A 19,877-nucleotide genomic window follows, 5' to 3' on the forward strand; every position below is an offset into this window, starting at 1 on the left:
TTTAACGACTGCATTTAAATGATACTATTCCAATACTACTCCAATACTCCTGCTCGCCACCAAATTCACACCTGTGCCAAGGAAGTTTTCTGATATCACGTCGTTTATCTTAACCGGTGCCGAGACTCTTATTCCTTGAATCTCATTCATAGCATCTTGCCACATATCCAGCGGAATCTCACCATCAGTTATCACGGGGAGCACTCTGTCAATTGCCCCATCGATTTTTACAGTTGAAGTCAGGGTTCTCATTGGCCTTGTCACTTCCTGCCTGGCATAGTTCAGACCTTCCTCGCAGCTGTATCCCCGCACATCTTTAACCTTATCTCCATCAAGAAGTACGGTAATTTTGCAGCCTTTTGGGCAGTTGACGCACACTAGCTCAGATTCTCTCATGCGAATCCTCCTTTATACGAATCTCCAGGTTCCCACAAGCTTGCTCAAGCTGCTTACCCGCTAAGACTATCTGCTCCATCTCAGACGGAATAACGGCATCTTTATTGATCGTTCTCAGAACAGTATCACCTTTAGCAATCTCTATTGTAATATTCTTCATCGGTTTGCGAACTCGGAAATAGAAGGTTACTGTCTTGGGTAAATTCATCCTATGAATCCTCGCCGGAACCACGTACCCCACCAGATTACCGGCCTTTATATCGTCGTAATCAGATTGCAGTTTCCCCATGTCAGAGATTCGCAATCCGCTCGTAATATCATTCTTTACATCATCGTAGCCGGATTGCAGATCCGCCTGAGGCTGAGCCTCAGCCTCATCCCCCGGAGCAGAAGCAACTTCAGTCCGGCTGTCTGAAGTTGCTTTGTCTGACATCGCTGTATTAATATAACGGATATAACGTATTGCACCAAGCGCCGCTTCTCCCGCCTGCTTGGTGACAAAATCTGCAAGATCATGAACATGGAGTCCATTTCCACAGGCAAATACGCCCGGCACAGAAGTCATATAATTCTCATCGACCACAGGGCCTCGAATGCTCGGATCCATAACGATTCCGGCTTCCTCCGCGAGAGTATTTTCAGGAATTAACCCCACGCTAAGGAGCAATGTATCCACGTCAAAATACATCTCTGTACCTGTAATAGGCCTCTTGTCCGCATCGACCTCGGATACCTCTATTCTCTCAAGTCTGTCGTGCCCATAGATGTTTGTAACGGTGTGTGACAGGTACAGCGGTATCCCAAAATCATCGAGACACTGCTTCATATTTCGCGGGAGCCCGTTGCTGTATGGCATCAGCTCAGCTACACCCAGAACCTCCGCGCCTTCGAGGGTCATCCTCCTAGCCATAATCAGACCGATATCTCCGGAGCCGAGGATAAACACCCTCTTGCCCACGAGATATCCGTCTATATTGAGGTATCTCTGTGCCTGTCCTGCGGTGTAGACGCCGGTAGGACGTTCTCCGGGTATTCCAAGAGCCCCACGGCTTCTCTCATAACATCCGACAGCCAAAATTATGATATCTGCACGAATTTGCTGATATCCTTCCTCCGTATTTACATATTGTATGACACGGTCACCGCTCATGTGCGTAACCATAGTGCCCAACTTGACTTCAACCTCCGCGTCAAACACCTGCTGCTCATAACGCTCCGCAAAAGCCGGTCCGCTGAGCTGCTCCTTAAAGGTCGTCAGCCCAAAGCCGTTATGTATGCACTGGTTCAGCACACCACCGAGCTCTCTATCCCTTTCGATTAGAACAACATCATTCACACCTTCTTGTTTAAGCTTTGCAGCCGCAGCAAGTCCGCCACAGCCTCCGCCAATTACCACTGCCTGACAATGTCTCATGTTAGCGATTCTCCTTTTTCAAGATTTGTGAATTCCGGCCATCCAGTACAATCTCAAGAGGAGACCTGTTAAGCTCTCTAGCCAATATCTCAACGACCTTCGGCTCACAAAAGCCGCCCTGACACTTGCCCATTCCCGGCCGTACTCGCTTCTTGACGCCCTTGACGCTCCTCGCTCCGCATACGTCATGTATTGCCGCAACTATCTCGCCCTCGGATATTGTCTCACATCGGCAAACGATGTTCCCATACTGTGGCTTTGCACGAACCAGCTCGTCTCGCTCTTCATCGCTTAACTCAGACACGACAACCGGACGCTTCCTCGTCATAACTGCGTCAGCGTTAGGCAGCGGGTTAAATCTATCAATTACGAAATTATCTATAACATACTCTGCAATTCCCGGAGCACTGGCAAGCCCCGGAGATTCAATCGATGCAACATTTATAAAATCCGGATTGTCGACATCCAACGGCCCGATTATAAAATCCTTTGACGTCGAACTCGGTCTCAAGCCGGCAAAGGTTCGTATCGATTTGTGGAGCGGTACATCATTTATAATCTTGGAAATGTTCTCACGTATGTATGCCGCTCCCCCGACACTTGTTGCCGTAGTGGCCGGTTCGTCCAGCTGTTCGCTGTTAGGACCGATGAGAGTATTGCCATATACAGTCGGAATGGCCAGCACGCCCTTGCCCTTTGCCGTCGGAACCGGAAAGATAACACGGTCTACCACTTGCTCATCATTGCTTATGACGTAATATTCACCGCGTCTTGGCAGCATTTCGAAATCCACTGTATCTGAAACCATCCGGCAAATTGAAGCCGCACCTAACCCTGCAGCATTAATTACCATCTTGGCATGAAAAGCCTCTCCACCGGAGGTAATTAAATATCCATCTTCCGTCTTCTCTATATCGTCCACCTTGTGATTAAGATATAATTCAGTGCCATTGCTCACAGCAACCTGCATACAGGCAATTGCAACCTCCCACGGATATATGACAGACATTGCCGGGAATGACAAAACCTTTGTAACATTCTCACTGAGCTTCGCCTCGACAGCTCTTGCTTCATCACCGGACAGGAGCTCATGCGGAATATCCCTGCGTGCAGCCCTATCTGCCAGCACATCAAGCCTGGCTTCTTCCTCTGCACCACATGCAACGACATACGCACCGGTATTCTTGATATGGCAATTCAATTCCTCACATAGCTGCGGGTACTTGCGCGCACCTATAACATTGAGCTCCGCCTTCAGTGTACCGTCCTCAGGATCATATCCGGCATGTACAATTGCCGAATTAGCCATTGTCGCTCCGTTTGCTATATCATTTTCCTTATCAAGCACTGCTACTTTTAACTCGTACCGGGAAAGCTCTCTGGCAAGCATCGTGCCACAGATTCCCGCACCAATGATCACTATGTCGTAAAGCATTTGTCCTCCGGTTGCTGCGGTTAGTATTTCATTTCATTTATTATTTGTAAAATTCTATAAATTGTTCTTTATCCACCGGCATTTCGAATACAGATTCTATCGTTCCGGTACCTAAGTACCATTTCCATACCTTATTCATTTCCGGAGTTTCGACATCAAACAATTTCGCAATATCTATCAAAATCTTAAGTCCAAACGGGAAATCCGCAGTGAAATACCTTGAATTCCAGTCTACTTTCCACCCATTTCCCGATTTACACATAGGTGATCCAAGTCCTTTAAGCTCCTCCATATTACGAATCTTAGCTGTCATTGACTCTATGCTGTCACTCTCGTAGTATATACGCAAAGAGATTACACCCGACACATCTAACGGAAGCTTATCGCATATCTGCATCAATTCATCATTGAAATTGAGTAAAACCTCTGAACTTTCATCATCCCATTCCTCATAAAATAACGGGTTATCTGCATATTCGTAATCTCTAGGTTGTGCATGAAACAAAGCATACAGTCTTGCTGTATGTAATATCGGATTAGATGGAGTAAGCGTTACATTCAAATAATTCGGTAAAGTATCCGTCTTAATCGAGAATAAATTTTCTACTATTTCTTTATATCGATCCACTGCATACGCAGGAATTGTGCCGATATGCAGTTCTTCCTTTCTTCCCAGCATGTAAACGGATTGCCCGTACGATTTTAACCTCGAAATGCTGTGTACCCTTTGCATTCCCAGCAGTATCATACCCTTTTGAATGAGATTGTAGAATGCAAATTCAGCACCCCCACTTCCGGGCACTACAAACAAGGTCTGTCCTTCGTTTACAAGTGGCTCCAGCCTCTTTGCAAACTCATCGAAAGTTGATGCAGGTGTCGTAATACAGATCATGTCTACGCCCCGGACGGCTTTGTCAAGCTCTGAACAAATCATTATATTACTGCTATAGAACAACAACTTATCATCTCTATCATAAACTTCGATAGTATCACTCCAGTCGTTTGGACGCCTGCTATATATTTTGATATTATGACCTTGATGTGCAAACTCTGCAGCCATCAAGGTTCCCATATTTCCGCCTCCGACAATTGCTATATTCATATTCCCTCTAAATCCTTATTATAAACAAAAATGCCAACTTCAGTAATTCCAAGTGTTTAAATCGCTATTAAAGCGCATAAACTTCTTAGTCAGTGAGTGCTTACGCACTCACTGACTAAGAAGCATTTTACGGTTTACGGCGTATCTTACCGTTAAACCCAGAAAAAGGAAGGTGAGCTAATCACCCTCCCATATAATTTGTGTATCGTCAGCTACCTGTTATACCAGTAGTTCATGTCCACTCTGCCGTTAATTCCCGGAACAGAACCAGAGCTTGTATATTGCCAGCACTGAAATTCTCCACCATAAGTTACGTGGCTGTAGTACTGCGCAACCCAGACTTTATATATACTCAATTTGCTCATATCTAGCTGATTATTCAGCCAGCTTGTGCTTGCATATATCAATGCAGTATATCTACGTTCATAAACTCTAGCACAAAAAGCTTTTACTGCCTCAGTTCTAATCTCCTTAGATATAGAATTTGCTCTTGCATTTGGTGCAGAAACATATTCCGTATCTATTGCAATAGGAAGTGAAATTTTATACTTTTTCACCTGATTAATAATATAATCTGCCTCTTCTCTTCCTTCCTCCGCATTAATAGCCTGAGAGAAGAAGTAAACACCCACTTTTATACCTGCTGCAATTGCCCCTTTGATGTTTCTTTCAAACCATTCATCAGGAACTATGCGTCCTGTTCCATAACCTCTATACGAAGCCCTTATATAAGCAAATTTAATTCCTGCTCTTGCAACTTTTTCCCAGTCAATAAACCCCTGTGCATATGAAACATCTATTCCTAGCGATCTGCTGCCAACAGGGCCCATTAACTCTTTTACAGCTCCATCTTGTTCAGTTGAATAGGCTTCGCCATTATAATAAAACGAACCAACAATAACTGCACCTTTAGAGTCCATGTAGTAGTATATATTCCCAAAGCTGATGAAACGACTTCTATATAATTCTCCCTCAGAGTTGGAAAAGTACCTTTTGCCGTTCTTTTCTATCCACTGTGCTTTCTGGATGATCTCTCCTGTGTGTTCATCTGCATTATAAAGGCGTCCATCACTTGTTGCGAATATCCCAGTCTTTACAGAACCATCTGCTCCCATATAGAACTTAGGCTTCCCAAATGTTATAAACTGATTCTTATACAACTCTCCTGCAGAATTTGAGAAGTATCTCTTACCGTCCTTCTCTATCCACTGCGCTTTCTGGACGATCTCTCCTGTGCGTTCATCTGCATTATAAAGGCGTCCATCACTTGTTGCGAATATTCCAGTCTTTACAGAACCGTCTGCTCCCATATAGAACTTAGGTATTCCAAATGTTATAAACTGATTCTTATACAACTCTCCTGCAGAATTTGAGAAGTATCTCTTACCGTTCTTCTCTATCCACTGCGCTTTCTGGATGATCTCTCCTGTGTGCTCATCTGCATTATAAAGGCGTCCATCATGCATAGTGAACATCCCCGTCTTCACTGCACCGTCTGCTCCCATATAGAACTTAGGTATTCCAAATGTTATAAACTGATTCTTATAGAGTTCACCTTCGGAATTTGAGAAATATTTCTTTCCGTTCTTCTCTATCCACTGTGCTATCTGAATCACTTCCCCAGTGTAATCATCTGCATTATACAGATGTCCATCAGGCGTCGAAAAGATGCCCGTCTTCACTGCACCGTCTGCTCCCATATAGAACTTAGGTACTCCAAATGTTATGAATCTACTTCTATATGCAACTCCTTCACCATTTGTGAAGTATCTTCCATTTCCCCAAGTTCTCCAGCCAGCTTCTCTCTTTAGCGCTCCAGTGTTTGGGTCGAAGAAATATATAACATTATTAATTTCATAAATTCCCTTTACATAATTTCCATTGCTATCTACATAGTAACGATTCCCATTTTCATCAACCCATGAGTTGTATCTAGGTTCTCTTCGGGCACTAAGCGGGGGTGCTTGAACATCGGTATTGTTATTTGCCTTAGCTTCCATTTTGGGATTGGAAGTTTGAATCCCATTACCGTGATTGTCCTGTTCAACCTGAGCTTCAATGTTCTGCTCTGTTGTAATATCATTTACAGCATCTTGCTCATTAGAGTCGACTTCGTCGGCATTAACAAAAGCAACGCTGAATATAAAGATTACACCTAAGAGCAATGAGATTCTAAATCTTCTTTTCATATCCCTTCTCCTATCAGCTTCTAAACTACTTTAGTTATATAGTATTGAACGATAATATTCAATCCATATTTTAATTAAGACTATACTCTTGAAACGCTTCATACGCCCTACTACCCCTTACTCTGGCAGGTACTATAATCTTTCATTGAATTCCTCTAATATCCAACGTTTTAGAATATGAGTATTCTCGTAGAATATCTTCGCTTCCATCCTCATTTATAACAGAGCTTTTATATTCTGGAGTTATATCTGAGTTTTGAAGGCTACTCATAGAAATGCAGCCCTGGCTACAGTACGAAGTTGGAAATATGTTAAGCTACTGTCTTCACATACAAAGACAGTAGAAGACAGTATTATCGCCAATATAATCAGCCTGATGCTCTAATAACTCTAGAATATTTTTAATCATAATGTTACTTTCGCAAAAATCGAGGCCCCATCGCCGAATAGTATGTTGCCCCGATTTAGCCTTAAAGGCTTTTGCAAGAGTCTTGCATCTCCAAATTATGATTCATTATATTCAGTTTCTTCCTCGCTGCCATCTATCGTCTTTTTACTCTTTTTCGACTTCTTCGGCGGATTAATGAAGTTCTTTATCAAGTCATGAGCTTTTTTAATACTCTCTTTATCTGGTGTCATGACATAGACTGGTGTAGATCCGCTTGAGTAAACCCGTCTCGTTGAATCACCCGCCCCTTCAACTGCGTTGTTTTCTATCTTCCATTCTTTATGATTCTTTAGTTCAAGCTTTACAAGTGCTCTAATCTCAGCAGGAGACATATCTGTTTCCATATATGGTGCAATTCTGTCTAGAATCTTCGTATACTTTGCGATTATCTCAGGTGATTGTGTGAACCTGTGGAAAATGCCCTTGAGTACAATCTGTTGATTCTTAACTCGTTGATTATCTCCATCTTTAAACGCTTGTCTCTCTCTGGCAAATGCTAGTGCTTGTTCTCCTTTAAGGAAGTTGGTACCCTTATTAATGCGATAGTGATCTATATATGTAGTGAATGCATGATCTGAATTAATATAAATTCCACCAATAGCATTGATAAACTGCACAACGGTATTGTAGTTTACCTTAACGTAATAATCGATTTTTACATCAAGAAGCTTTTCTATAGCACCTCTCGTCTCGTCAATTCCATATAGTCCGCTATGAGTTAATTTATCTTCAGCATTGTCTTTCGAAGGTAATTTAACCAGGTAATCTCTAGGGATAGATGTTAGAAGGATCTTGTGCTTTTGGGGATCTACTGTAACAAGCATATTGACATCACTTCGAGCTTCTTCATCAATCTTTCCTGTAGTATCCATGCCACTTATAAGCACTGTAAAAGGCTTTTCAGCAATTTTTGTATTACCAACACTTTTTGCCTTTGAAATCTTGTTCAAAAAGCTAGCTGTTTTAGCTGCATATACTGATGTTACCACAAATACAATGGAAAGCATTATGCTAATTACTACCGCCACTATTCTAGATTTTCTTTTTATATTTCTAAAAAATAGCTGAATAAATAAAACCGCGCTTGCGATAAAAACACCTATAAGTAATGTTAGAAGCCATTTTTTTGGTAAAAAATCCGTTACTAGCAATGTAGCTTCAAATACCAATGCAGCAACCAAGTAAACGAGTCCCAATAGCCTTGAAGCGGCTAATAGCACATTATTTCTTTTTTTTGATTTTACAACCATAACTTATTCGCTCCCTATTTCAGAAATAATTGTTGTAATTACGCTAACAGCTTTTTATAAAAGTCTACAAGCTTTTTCCCTTCAACTCTCCAATTATACTTCCCTGTTGCTACTCTGTAGCCTCTTTCCCCAGTTTCCTGCGCTTCCACTGGATGATCGATGTAATACTTAATTGCATCTCTAATAGCAACTATATCCTCAGGATTAACCAATACTCCCGAATTGGCTTCGGTAATTATTTCTCTCCATATTGGAAAATCAGATGCAATAATTGGCAACCCCGCTGCCATATACTCAAAGATTTTGATAGGCAATGAATTTATGTAATTCGCTGTAGGTAACAACACGCAAATTCCCACTCTACTTGAGGCATATAGATCATTTACACCTTCCCTGCTTAACACGCCAAGATATTCTACATTTTTAGGCTTAGAATTTTTAAGTGTTTCATCATCACAGTTTCCTGCAAGCTTCAGAGAATAACCTTCCATCTCCTCCATCGCTGAAACCATTATCTTCTCTCCACGTATGTGGGAAATGCCCCCTGCATAACAAACTGCTTTATCCCTTTCAGCAAATGCTGTTTCATCTTTTATTATTTCATCTAGCTTAGGGTAGTTCTTAATGGTTTCTGTTCTTTTTGCCCTGTCTTTAAATTTGTTTTCTATATATTCAGTTGCAGTAATTACTCCTGACAGCTCTTTTACGTACTTTGTCTCTAAACGCTTGTACACTTTCGAAACAAATTGTCTTGAGCGTTTAGGAATCCACGGTTTATCTAATATTTGTGCCGGCACATCTTCGTGGCTGTCAAATATAACAACCTTATGCATTTTAGCTAATTTAGCAGCATATTTTAGCATTTCCGGATCATGAAAATGATAAACATCTGCATCAATATTGAGCGCCTTTTGAAACACCTTCTTGCAAAACTTTGAAAACCTTTCAACGCGGCTTCTCGGTTGTTCACCACAGCCAATAATTTGTATTCCGTCTTTTGTAAAGGTTTCGCCTGGGGCAACCAGAAAGACTTGATATCCTTCTTCTGTTAAAGACAGACATTCTTTGTAATATATTCTGTCATCAAGCGCATCATGAACACTCGTAACATGGCACACCTTTTGCATTGTTCTCTCCTAATTTTTATATCTCAGCAACTTCTTTATTCTCGGTTTAAGGATGCTCATCATCTCACCGATTAACCCCTTTTTCTCCACCTGATAATACAGAACTCTATCTGCTCCGAATCTTCTAAAGAAATTCTCTATACCCTCTATCATTGAACCTTCAAAATCAAAAGCTCTTGAATGTTTAGATGCAAACTCTATTCCCGCATCCAACACTAATGTCTGAGCTCCACTTGATCTAAATTTAGGGTCTGCTCCAGCAATCAAATAGTAGCAAGTATTTTCATCGTATATAAATAAGGAAGAAGCATGCACATTGTTATTATTATCGACTGCTGTAATAATTTTCGCCGCATCATGTTCATTACAAGTATCGAAAATTTTCTTTATAAATTCTTTTTTATGAGGGCAACTTCTTCCCTGGTTCTCAAATGTTTTTTTTAACATATCATACAGATTGTCAATACTGCTATCTTCAATTATCTCAACTTTATTGCTTGCGCTCTTGATGTTCTTACGAACAGTCTTATCATATTTAGCTCTGACTGCTTCTATATCTGTAACATCTGTGAATCGATAAGTTATCCTTGGACTAATTTTAAATCCAAGCCACTTAAACGGAAGGAAGTAGTCGTTGATAGGATCTAGCATAAGATCAATTCCAGATTTTTTTGGAAGTGAGCGAACGAGTTCCTCTATATACTTCTGCTGCTTACTAAGTTTAGTGTTAGGTGCAAACCATATTCCTAAAGTCTGGGTTTCACCTGGCATTTTTATCTTGTTGCCATCGTATGGGACTGCCCACCTAGCTACAACGGCATCTTTTTCTTCAACTTTTACTTCTGTCCAATTGCCATTAGTAACTGCATCAATATACCACGGCTGCTCAAAAATCGAATTAGCATATTCTGTTGTAACATCACTATTCGTAGTCGTCATTAGAGTCAATGCCCTCCAACTCTTGTACTGCATCAAGGTATGAAATGAAAGTATATCCACGTTTCTTTAAATACTCAACAAGCCACATATACCAATCTCGTTCATATGCATACCCATCGCAAAATTGATAATCATGAAACAATATCGAAAAATATGGCAACCCCTTTTCTTCAGCCTCTTGCAGCAACCTTAGTGATGCTTCCTTCTTGCCTTCCGGTCTTTTCGGGAGGTATCCGTCCATTAGGTTAAGTGGAAACTCCCACATGCGACCAACCTTATAAGGCTCTTTTAGGCAGGTGCCTTCGCTTTTCACAAATTCAGTTGCATCATAGAGATATCCACATCGACTCAGCTTTTCAAAAGTTTCGTCATCATAACGCACGTAATGCATGCGGATTCCCAATGGACTTACTCCGGAAATCTCTTTGAATCGATTAAATTCTATGAGCATACTTTCTTCATCATCGAAAGACGCTCCGTGTACACCAACATCAAAACCATGACTTTGAAGTTTTTTAATATATGGAATTGCCTTAATATATTTATAAGACATCCCTAGTATGTTATCCATTCCAAAATAGAATGACGAAGGTATACCATTACCTTCATCATACTTCATCAGTTGCTCAATATAATTTCTCTCTTTTGAAAAAACACCAAGCAGGCGTCTCCACCATTGAGAAAATGTTATATTACGCTTCAAAAGCGATAAAGTCTCTCTTAGCCACAGTTTCGGGTAGATTAAGTCTTTGTAATGGTCGCTCCCATATAAATGATCTACATCGTGTGAAACGATTATTTTCATTATTCTTACTTCCCTAAAAACTCCTTAATCACCGATACAACCTCATCCACATCCTCATCTGAAATGTATGGATGGATCGGTAGGGACAGAACCGTATCGCAAAGCTTATTCGTCACCGAGTAGTCTATCTCGTAATTTTTCTCGCCGTCAAATGCCTCCTGCTTGTGCATCTGCTTTGGATAGTAAATCATCGAAGGAATTGATCTCTCCCTGAGGAATCCCTGAAGCGCATCTCTCTGTTCTCTGCTATCAAGCTTTATTGTATACTGCGCCCAGCTGCTCAGGAATCCTTCAGGAATTACCGGTGTAGTTACAATGCCCTTCAGAAGCTCTGTGTACTTCGCAGCTGCTGCGTTAACATCTTTTATTTCATACTCTGCAAATGCTGCCAGCTTAGGAAGAAGGATTCCCGCCTGAATAGCATCGAGTCTGGAATTCATTCCGATGCGCACATTATCGTACTTCATCTTACCCTTGCCGTGCACACAGTATGACCTGATGAGCTCTGCTGCTTCATCATCGTCTGTAAAGATTGCACCCCCGTCTCCGTAGCAACCGAGTGGCTTTGCCGGGAAGAACGAAGTCGTTGAGATATCTCCAAAGCTGCACGCTCTCTTACCGTCGATCTCGCCTCCGAAGCCTTGCGCTCCATCCTCGAGGATCTTGAGACCGTACTTGTCGGCAATCTTTCTTAGCTTAACGAAGTTAGCCGGTAGTCCAAAGAGATCAACAGGAATAACTACCCTCGGCTTGAGTTCGCCGTCCGCTATAACTTCATTTATCGCTTTCTCCAGCGAAACAGAGTTCATGTTGAAAGTATCTTCATCTACGTCGACAAAAACAGGTGTAGCTCCTAGAATTGCCACAATCTCGCCGGATGAGAAGAATGTGAAGTCAGGAACGAATACAGCATCTCCTTTTCCTATTCCCCAAGCCATAAGTGCGAGTTCAAGTGCATCTGTTCCGTTTGCACATGTAACGCAATGCTTTGTACCAACGTATGCCGCCAGCTTTTCCTCAAGCTCTGAAACCTTGCTGCCTCCGATAAATCTGCTGCTGGCAATGACTTCATCAATATGGCGATCTATATCATTTTTGAGCACAGCATACTGTTTCTTTAAATCTCTAAATTCCATTATCTTCCTCCGCTTCTACTTGAATTCGCCTCGCATATCAGTGCTTGCAAAATCTGTCAATGGAAGCTTAACCGGAACGCCTTCCTTCTGGCTCTTGTAAATAGCGAGAACCATCTCCAGCGCATTTCTCCCGGCAACTCCGTCTACGTAAGGAGCTCTGTCATCATTGATTGCTTCGATTACGTCTGCGAACAGGCTTGTGTGCCCATTGCCATATACATTGCTTGTCTCTTCCTCGAGACCCTTGTTCTTCTCGTCTTCAGCGGTCTCGTCTTTGAAATCCCACACGTCAATGGTGTTGGTGGACTTTCCACCAACCTTTACTGTTCCGTTTTCTCCAAATATATACAGTGTCTCTTCGAGATTCTGAGGATATACGTTAGTCGTTCCCTCAATTGTTCCGATAGCACCGTTCTTGAACTTAACCACAGCTACTCCGACATCCTCAGCTTCTAAATAATCATGGAACTGCTGTCTGGTTGCTCCATAAACTTCCACTACCTCGTCCCCCATCATCCATCTGAGAAGATCAATTCCGTGGATGCACTGATTCATTAGGCAGCCACCATCTTCCTCCCAAGTTCCTCTCCATGGAGCCTGGTCGTAATATCCCTTATTCCTGTTCCAGCGGACATTGATGGATGCGTGTGATAACTTGCCGAAACGCTCTCCTTCGATAGCCTTTCTTACTTCCTGAATAGCTACGTTGAATCTGTTCTGATGACAAGCCGAGACCTTTACGTTCTTCTCCGCGGCTCTCTTTATAATCTCTTCAGCATCAGCAATATTCATAGCCATCGGCTTCTCGATAATCACGTTAATACCTGAATCGATTACATCTAGCGCAATTGATGCATGTTTTCCGCTTTCAGTCGCGATACTGACAAGCTCAAGCTCATTCTCTTCAATCATCTTTTTGTAGTCAGTATATCTCTTGATTGATTTGTCATCAACCAAGCCGTGCTTTTTGAGAATCGCTTCCATCTTCTCTGGCACGATATCGCATACCGCAACTATCTCCATATTATTATTTACTGCAGCAGTCACGTGATTTGTTGCGATTCTACCACATCCAATCAATGCATATTTCATTTACATATCCTCCGGAAATCTCATTACTTTGTTAATTGTATTTTGCCGGGCTTATAGGAGAGAAATATTGTCTCTTTCCTTCACGTCCTTGAATGCATTGCGAGTATCGAATATTGCTACTGCATTCTTTCTAATCATCTCATAGTCAAATGCATCGTGTGCAGTCGCAACGAGTATGAGGTCATATCCCTTGATTATATCTGCGTTTATCCCGCTGATACCATTGTACCATTTACCATGTCTCTTATATTTTGAAATCCATGGATCATAGAAATCTGTCTCCGCGCCTCTGTCCTTAAGGATATCGATTACGTTAAGCGCAGGGCTCTCTCTATAGTCATCGATATTGTTCTTGTAAGCAACCCCGAGCACTAGGACTCTGGCACCGTTGAGAGCCTTCTTGTGGTTGTTAAGAACCGATGCCGCTCTATCTACTGTGTACTCCGGCATCCTGTCGTTAATAATCATTGAGCTCTCAATCATAGATGTGTGGAACCCGAATTCTCTTGCCTTCCATGTCAGATAATACGGATCTAGCGGGATGCAGTGTCCGCCGAGACCGGGACCCGGATAGAATGCCTGGAAGCCGTATGGCTTAGTCTTCGCTGCCTCGATTACCTCCCACAGTGAAATTCCCATCTTGTCGCAGAGCATTGCGAGCTCGTTCACAAGACCAATGTTGATATTTCTATAAGTGTTCTCCAGTATTTTCTCCATTTCTGCGATAGCAGGTGAGGAAACCTCGTATATTTCCCCCTCGAGAACCTCTCTATACATCGCGGAAATTACTTCTGTCGCCTCCTTACCAACTGCACCAACTACCTTTGGAGTGTTCTTTGTCTTGTAAATCAGGTTCCCCGGGTCAACGCGCTCCGGCGAAAACCCGAGATAGAAGTCTTCTCCGCACTTTAGTCCGGAGCCCTCTTCCAGTATTGGAAGCAAAAGCTCCTCTGTAGTTCCCGGATAAGTTGTGGACTCAAGCACAACCATCGTGTCACGAGACAGGTGCCTGGAAATAGCCTCTGCCGATGACTTTACATAGCTGATGTCAGGTTCCTGATGCTTGTCAAGAGGAGTTGGCACGCATATTGCGATGAAATCGACATCCTTTACGAATGAAAAGTCTGATGTAGCCTTCATCTTGCCGCTCTCCACCAGCTCCTTGAGATCTTCGTTTACTACATCCCCAATGTAGTTGTGTCCCTCATTAACCATCTTAACTTTTTCTTCCTGCACATCGAAGCCGATGGTCTTGAAACCCGCCTTGGCCTTTTCGACAGCAAGCGGAAGCCCTACGTATCCCAGGCCTACAACTCCCACAGTAATGTCGCGCTTTGCGATTTTCTCGAGTAACCTTTCCTTCATGCCCATTAATGATACCTTTATACCTTTCTTGTATGTGTTTGCTACATCAACGATTAGCTCTTAAGTTAATCGATACTATACAAAGTAATAGCTAAACTAACTCGAATAATTATATATAACAATAACTTAAGATGTCAATATTTCCAATGCGTGCAAGCTTTTTAAAGTTACTGTGAAATTTTGTTGAAAGCCTTAGCTAACACCACTTTCTCGTTTTCCCAACACAGTTGTTTTTTTGCTAATTCGACATTAGATTTAACGCTGTCATACGCTTCTTGGTCGCAAATTAAACCTTTTACTGCTTCTGCAATGCTCGCTGCATTGTCTGGAATCGCTAACGCCCCTACATTGTATCCAACAACAACTTTCTTTATTTCTGGAAGATCTGATCCAATGACAGGCACGCCAGATTGTATGCATTCAAATAATTTATTAGGGAGTGCATAATAATAACTCTTGGAAACGGGTGATATCATGACAATTCCCAGATCTGCCGCCCCAACAAACTTCCAAAGAACCTCGTGTGGCACCGCGTCATGAAAATCTACCCTTTTTTCAACGTTAAACTGCCTCGTCATTTGTCTTAGCTTTTCTAAATACTCTGGTGAATCCGGGTTCCCAACAACAACCAACCCCACACTTTCAAGCATGGATAAGGCTTCTATAGTTGATTCTATCCCTCTGCCGCTGCATACCAGCCCATGATATATTAGCAGTTTTTCAACACCAAGCTTTTCTAAATATTGCTTTTTAACTTTCTTACACTCTGCTTCATCTACTTCAAAGCTAATCGGTATGTTTCTCACGACAGTAGGTTTTTCATCTAATTCATAAAGCTTTGCTACTTCATCTGCAATGCTTTCGTTCACAACTATCGTCAGAGTACTTCTCTTAATCATAAATTGCTCCCAGTGCAAAACTAACCACTTTGAGAACCCTGATCGATCCGCATTTCGCCCAATCTCAAATTCATGTGAATCATAAATTAGTTTAGGTTTATTTATTGTGAAAAAGGTTGATAGCCAACCAATAGTTAAAGCAAGAAGGTCATGTCCAGATATAATATCTGGTTGCTGCTTTCTTGCAAAACTAGCCCATTGAAACAAGCTTATGAGCTTGTTAAAAGCACTCGGAGCCTTTTCACCAAAAGGTTTTGTCGTATATCTTAACACTTCAAACCCTTCAACTATGTCTTTTTTAGGTTTATCCCCAATATCGCCTTTAACAAGTACCGATATCTCAGCCCCCTCTTCACTGTATACCCCTAGCTCCCTGTAGTCTCTGCTCTCATTAACCCATTTGCTACAGCAAATCTTTAGTAATTTCATCAGATCCCTCTAATCCATGTCTATATGCTATCTTAATAGTTTGCGAATAAATGGTGCAAATTTTTCTGTTCTATATTCTGTGTGTTGATGAGTTGGGCTACTCATAATTTCATCAAACTCTTCATCATCTATACCCAAATTTTTCTTAATTATACTGATGTATTCATCCATCAATTCCTTATCATAAGCTGGTTTCTGCATCTCAGCCATAGCCTCTTCTCTGGTCATCTGACCAGACACAATCATGCTAGACAGGTGTGATGACCTCTTGTCTACACCAAACTTTTTAGGAAGCCAGTATAACTGAATAAATGCAGTAAGAACATTTTCAAGATGCTTGCTTCCGTAATACTTGAAGTCGCAAAATTCCGCCAACTCCTTAAAAGCTCTTTCTCTGTTGTAATCAACTAAGTCAAGTGGTCTAAGTGTAATTACGCTTCCCCTTTTTATCCTCATATATTTCTTGTAGGATGTTATGAATTTCAGTCTATTTATGCTCTTTGTGCCAAACCGCTTGTGAATATCTTTAATATTTGTAACATCCATTGCACTATATCCATTTCCTTTCTGAAGCACACATTCAAGTGCGAAGTTTCCTCCAGAAAGGAAGTACTTTATTCCTTCATGTTCTACAGTGTCGTATAGAAATGCAAACAATATATTGTCTTGCGGAACTGCAACATCAGGAACCCCTGCCTTCATATATGCCAAGGTCAATGCATTAAACTGCTCAGCGTCAGGTGTAATCGTTCGCATTTCAATGTTGGCAGCATCGCAAAGTTTCTTAATATTTTCTTTTGAGATTTCTGTATCGTAACCGTCATCAATATGTACAGCTAAAATCCTAAGTCCCCATTTGTATCCAAGATATGCAAGGTATGCTGAATCGAGTCCGCCTGATATTCCCATTATGCAATCGTATTTTTTATCTGCATTTTCAGATTTAATTTTCTCAATCATTCTGTTCAGACGTATACCACCCTCTTCGTTAGGGAAATATACATCTGTATTAATGTGTGTTAGAGCCTCTGTGCAGTAATTACATATACCACTTTCGTCAAAAGTGATATATGGATCTGCTTTATCGTTCATTATACATCTTCTGCAATACCTTATCTCTTTCATCTTTGTCTCCTTTATGTACTAATAAAATAATTTGTTCATCAATGCATATATTAGGTACATTGCCGAAATTGAGCCTAACATTTCTACAAATAGAAATCTTATTAATTTTTTATAATCTGCATTTATAACTTTCATACAAAGAAAAATGTTAATCAAATTAATCAAACCATCGGATATGGCATAGAATATAATGGTTTTCATTATACCGAAACCAAGCTGCCCTACAATTACAAAGCACATCACGTTTATTGCAAGTGTTAATATTGATAACAAAAGTGACACTCTCGGTCTATCGACGATAACAAACGTTCCACTTATGCAACTTGTACAATACTTTAGCAAATAGTCGGCACCAAGTATTGTCATGTAGATAGACGCCACTTTCCATTTACTCCCTAAGGCTAATCCAACAACGGGTTCCCCAAAAACAACCAGTACAAAAATTGGTGCAAAAGCCAGAAAATAATTTTTCCTTAACAAGTCTAGTGCAAAATCACCTACTCGCTCCCCTTTACCGTTTCTGATTGCCAATTCTCGCTGATATACCTTGCTTATCTGTGTTGAAATCAAGGCAATTGGAATGCTAAGAATTCTGTTCGCCATTGTAAAACCACCTAGGGCAGCCTTACTAAAAACATTACCAAGATACTGAATAGGAATTTGCTGCGAGGCAACAGACACTACATTAGCCGGCATTTGAACTAGCGGGAATTCTTTATATATGCCAAGCGTTCCCTTTAGTTCTCTAATCGAAAATCTCTCATCATATGGATTTGCATTTTTCATCATCAACAAAATACTTAATAGGAGTGAGCAAATAGTACCTATCAGATATCCTGGTGAACTCCATCCCATTAATCCTAAAATCAGAGATATTCCAGAATTAGACGCCGCCATTATTATCGGATTCCAAAAAAGAACACGGTATAACCCTTTTCTATTTACAAATGCATAAAAAAGTTGCTGCTGAATAAAGAAATATGAGTATATCGCTAGCAATATACATGCCCAACTGTAGTTAAAATTCAGTGAAAATAATCGGTATTTCCCTGATATAGCAATCAGTACGATGGTACCTAATATCATGCAAATTATGCTGAAAATACTAACTATTTGGCATAGCATCTTGGCTGTTCTGTCATCCTTTGGGATAAGTATAGCCATCACAAGTCCAAGTCCCACCACGGTGGTGATGATTGCTCCATCTGATACGATTAAGTCATAAGTTCCAATCTCTGCAGGAGAATAAACCCTGATTATAAACAGCAAGAAAAACGTGTTTATACCATAACCAATTATATTTCCTGAAACCAGAGTAACTATATTCTTTGCTATTACCGATTTCTTTATTTGTAAAATATATTTCTTCATATTTGTATTTCGCATGTACTTTCCACAAAATCACTTACTGCCCAAGTGTCTTAAGATCACTGTTTACGGCATTTTTATTTTTGTAAAACAGTGATATAGCAATTAATATCATCATTGGGCCAAGTACTATTGAGTTAAGTAGAAAGGCATCACTTAATCCCAAGAATACGCACAGAGACGCCCCCGTCATTAATGCGAATCCATTGTTTTTCTGTGCAGAATCTAACAGCTTTAAAACTCCTGCCAGTAACACCCCTCCAAGAATATAGCCAATATATCCGAACCTCGCGTGACATTCTGCAAAATATCCAGTATTAGATACTGCTTCTGGCGTACCATAGTATATCCCCGAAATTGCGCGGGTATAATCTAGGTCAACATATCTCGTATTAAAATGAAGGAACCATGTTGGAAATAATCCTCCGAGTCCCATCTTTGGACTTTTGCTGAAGTAATCAAAGTATGCAAATTTATTTTGAGCAGATAATAACATCACTCTTCTCCCAAATAGGGAGAAGATCTCCAGAAAAATATTACTTCCTGGTATATTAACCGATGATAGTACCGCTAACGCCGATACCCCTAGACAAAGGCATGAAATTATTTCAGTGTACGCATCGTCACGTTTCAGCCAGAACGCCACAATCACTACAACAATCGAAATGAACAAATTCGTCTTATGTCCATCATAAAGGTATATAATAAAAATCATCGCAACAAATATTGCTGCTCTTGCATACTTCCTCTCTAGTATGTTTTTTGTTGCAAAAAATGGAATGATCACATTAGTTACCCAAGCCAATACATATCCTGGGTATGTCCCGATACTAAATGAGCCGGCCTCTCTGAGATCATATACTTTATATATATTAAGTGCCGTGAGAGTAGGAAGTCCATTACCTTTCACTATGTATGCAAATATCAAGAAACATGTTATAAGCATAGCAATCTCAATAGCTTTAGAATACTGTGTACTAGGCGTAAGCAGCTTATTTTCTGCCGAAAAGTCTATCTTGTTCACTACAAATATTGTCAGGTAAAAAGAAAAGCATATCCCGTTATAACACAGTGCCTCTTTATTTCCTAAAGCATAAATCGTGGTTATTGGGATAATTTGCATAACATAAACTATGGTTATCAAAAATGTTGATACACTTCTTCGTGTATGGTTGATTGCATTGAAAAGAATTACCAACCAAAGGATTCCATTGATGTATTTAATCAGATTAAAATCCCTTGTATAAACATTTGTCTCCAAGATCGATAGCCAGGAATAATATTTATAATCTAATGAAATCTTTAGAAGAATAATTGAGGCTATTAAAAGCCTCATCTTATTCCTATTCAAAGTTTCC

16 protein-coding genes are annotated in these 19,877 nt (G+C 40.7%); all 16 read right to left on the reverse strand.

Annotated features, from left to right (window positions below):
* Positions 1-24 precede the first annotated feature (24 nt).
* Positions 25-396, reverse strand: a complete 372-nt coding sequence (locus tag HMPREF1152_RS01490; protein WP_009643374.1) for a DUF1667 domain-containing protein — start codon at positions 394-396, stop codon at positions 25-27.
* Positions 383-1,810, reverse strand: coding sequence for an NAD(P)/FAD-dependent oxidoreductase (locus HMPREF1152_RS01495; protein ID WP_009643442.1), 1,428 nt, complete (start codon positions 1,808-1,810; stop codon positions 383-385). Before HMPREF1152_RS01495 ends, HMPREF1152_RS01490 begins: the two co-directional genes overlap by 14 nt.
* A gap of 1 nt (position 1,811) precedes the next feature.
* Positions 1,812-3,245 (reverse strand): NAD(P)/FAD-dependent oxidoreductase, encoded by a 1,434-nt coding sequence (locus HMPREF1152_RS01500; protein WP_009643357.1) that lies wholly within the window; start codon positions 3,243-3,245, stop codon positions 1,812-1,814.
* A gap of 40 nt (positions 3,246-3,285) precedes the next feature.
* Positions 3,286-4,347, reverse strand: a complete 1,062-nt coding sequence (locus tag HMPREF1152_RS08855; protein WP_009643479.1) for an NAD/NADP-dependent octopine/nopaline dehydrogenase family protein — start codon at positions 4,345-4,347, stop codon at positions 3,286-3,288.
* A 212-nt stretch (positions 4,348-4,559) separates the two neighbouring features.
* Positions 4,560-6,536, reverse strand: coding sequence for a GH25 family lysozyme (locus HMPREF1152_RS08860; protein ID WP_009643395.1), 1,977 nt, complete (start codon positions 6,534-6,536; stop codon positions 4,560-4,562).
* 504 nt (positions 6,537-7,040) lie between these two features.
* A complete protein-coding gene (locus HMPREF1152_RS08865) occupies positions 7,041-8,234 on the reverse strand; it encodes an LCP family protein (RefSeq protein WP_009643499.1) in 1,194 nt (397 codons plus the stop codon).
* A gap of 38 nt (positions 8,235-8,272) precedes the next feature.
* Positions 8,273-9,361 (reverse strand): glycosyltransferase family 4 protein, encoded by a 1,089-nt coding sequence (locus tag HMPREF1152_RS01520; RefSeq protein WP_009643400.1) that lies wholly within the window; start codon positions 9,359-9,361, stop codon positions 8,273-8,275.
* A gap of 9 nt (positions 9,362-9,370) precedes the next feature.
* Entirely contained in the window at positions 9,371-10,300 is a 930-nt protein-coding gene (locus tag HMPREF1152_RS01525) for a GNAT family N-acetyltransferase (protein ID WP_009643483.1), read from the reverse strand.
* Positions 10,284-11,105 carry a hypothetical protein gene (locus HMPREF1152_RS01530; RefSeq protein ID WP_009643382.1) on the reverse strand — a complete coding sequence of 274 codons (822 nt, stop codon included), beginning with the start codon at positions 11,103-11,105 and terminating at the stop codon, positions 10,284-10,286. The genes HMPREF1152_RS01525 and HMPREF1152_RS01530 overlap by 17 nt, the downstream gene beginning before the upstream one ends.
* Before the next feature lie 5 nt (positions 11,106-11,110).
* Entirely contained in the window at positions 11,111-12,241 is a 1,131-nt protein-coding gene (locus HMPREF1152_RS01535; protein WP_009643478.1) for a DegT/DnrJ/EryC1/StrS family aminotransferase, read from the reverse strand.
* Positions 12,242-12,256: 15 nt separating this feature from the next.
* Positions 12,257-13,333, reverse strand: coding sequence for a Gfo/Idh/MocA family protein (locus HMPREF1152_RS01540; RefSeq protein WP_009643367.1), 1,077 nt, complete (start codon positions 13,331-13,333; stop codon positions 12,257-12,259).
* A 51-nt stretch (positions 13,334-13,384) separates the two neighbouring features.
* A complete protein-coding gene (locus tag HMPREF1152_RS01545; RefSeq protein ID WP_039883342.1) occupies positions 13,385-14,698 on the reverse strand; it encodes a nucleotide sugar dehydrogenase in 1,314 nt (437 codons plus the stop codon).
* 167 nt (positions 14,699-14,865) lie between these two features.
* Positions 14,866-16,026 carry a glycosyltransferase gene (locus HMPREF1152_RS01550; RefSeq protein WP_009643341.1) on the reverse strand — a complete coding sequence of 387 codons (1,161 nt, stop codon included), beginning with the start codon at positions 16,024-16,026 and terminating at the stop codon, positions 14,866-14,868.
* A gap of 27 nt (positions 16,027-16,053) precedes the next feature.
* The gene (locus tag HMPREF1152_RS01555) at positions 16,054-17,151 is read right to left on the reverse strand and encodes an N-acetyl sugar amidotransferase (RefSeq protein WP_009643414.1); all 1,098 of its coding nucleotides are present in this window, start codon (positions 17,149-17,151) and stop codon (positions 16,054-16,056) included.
* An 18-nt stretch (positions 17,152-17,169) separates the two neighbouring features.
* A complete protein-coding gene (locus HMPREF1152_RS01560; protein ID WP_198004064.1) occupies positions 17,170-18,522 on the reverse strand; it encodes an oligosaccharide flippase family protein in 1,353 nt (450 codons plus the stop codon).
* Positions 18,523-18,556: 34 nt separating this feature from the next.
* Positions 18,557-19,855 carry a hypothetical protein gene (locus tag HMPREF1152_RS01565; RefSeq protein WP_207634897.1) on the reverse strand — a complete coding sequence of 433 codons (1,299 nt, stop codon included), beginning with the start codon at positions 19,853-19,855 and terminating at the stop codon, positions 18,557-18,559.
* Positions 19,856-19,877 lie beyond the last annotated feature (22 nt).

Source organism: Mogibacterium sp. CM50, assembly GCF_000293155.1.
Taxonomy (GTDB): domain Bacteria; phylum Bacillota; class Clostridia; order Peptostreptococcales; family Anaerovoracaceae; genus Mogibacterium; species Mogibacterium timidum.

Excerpts from the sequence above, each read along its gene's own strand:
- HMPREF1152_RS01490 (WP_009643374.1), bottom strand. The coding sequence starts at position 396 with ATGAGAGAATCTGAGCTAGTGTGCGTCAACTGCCCAAAAGGCTGCAAA.
- HMPREF1152_RS01495 (WP_009643442.1), bottom strand. The coding sequence starts at position 1,810 with ATGAGACATTGTCAGGCAGTGGTAATTGGCGGAGGCTGTGGCGGACTT.
- HMPREF1152_RS01500 (WP_009643357.1), bottom strand. The coding sequence starts at position 3,245 with ATGCTTTACGACATAGTGATCATTGGTGCGGGAATCTGTGGCACGATG.
- HMPREF1152_RS08855 (WP_009643479.1), bottom strand. The coding sequence starts at position 4,347 with ATGAATATAGCAATTGTCGGAGGCGGAAATATGGGAACCTTGATGGCT.
- HMPREF1152_RS08860 (WP_009643395.1), bottom strand. The coding sequence starts at position 6,536 with ATGAAAAGAAGATTTAGAATCTCATTGCTCTTAGGTGTAATCTTTATA.
- HMPREF1152_RS08865 (WP_009643499.1), bottom strand. The coding sequence starts at position 8,234 with ATGGTTGTAAAATCAAAAAAAAGAAATAATGTGCTATTAGCCGCTTCA.
- HMPREF1152_RS01520 (WP_009643400.1), bottom strand. The coding sequence starts at position 9,361 with ATGCAAAAGGTGTGCCATGTTACGAGTGTTCATGATGCGCTTGATGAC.
- HMPREF1152_RS01525 (WP_009643483.1), bottom strand. The coding sequence starts at position 10,300 with ATGACGACTACGAATAGTGATGTTACAACAGAATATGCTAATTCGATT.
- HMPREF1152_RS01530 (WP_009643382.1), bottom strand. The coding sequence starts at position 11,105 with ATGAAAATAATCGTTTCACACGATGTAGATCATTTATATGGGAGCGAC.
- HMPREF1152_RS01535 (WP_009643478.1), bottom strand. The coding sequence starts at position 12,241 with ATGGAATTTAGAGATTTAAAGAAACAGTATGCTGTGCTCAAAAATGAT.
- HMPREF1152_RS01540 (WP_009643367.1), bottom strand. The coding sequence starts at position 13,333 with ATGAAATATGCATTGATTGGATGTGGTAGAATCGCAACAAATCACGTG.
- HMPREF1152_RS01545 (WP_039883342.1), bottom strand. The coding sequence starts at position 14,698 with ATGAAGGAAAGGTTACTCGAGAAAATCGCAAAGCGCGACATTACTGTG.
- HMPREF1152_RS01550 (WP_009643341.1), bottom strand. The coding sequence starts at position 16,026 with ATGAAATTACTAAAGATTTGCTGTAGCAAATGGGTTAATGAGAGCAGA.
- HMPREF1152_RS01555 (WP_009643414.1), bottom strand. The coding sequence starts at position 17,151 with ATGAAAGAGATAAGGTATTGCAGAAGATGTATAATGAACGATAAAGCA.
- HMPREF1152_RS01560 (WP_198004064.1), bottom strand. The coding sequence starts at position 18,522 with ATGAAGAAATATATTTTACAAATAAAGAAATCGGTAATAGCAAAGAAT.
- HMPREF1152_RS01565 (WP_207634897.1), bottom strand. The coding sequence starts at position 19,855 with ATGAGGCTTTTAATAGCCTCAATTATTCTTCTAAAGATTTCATTAGAT.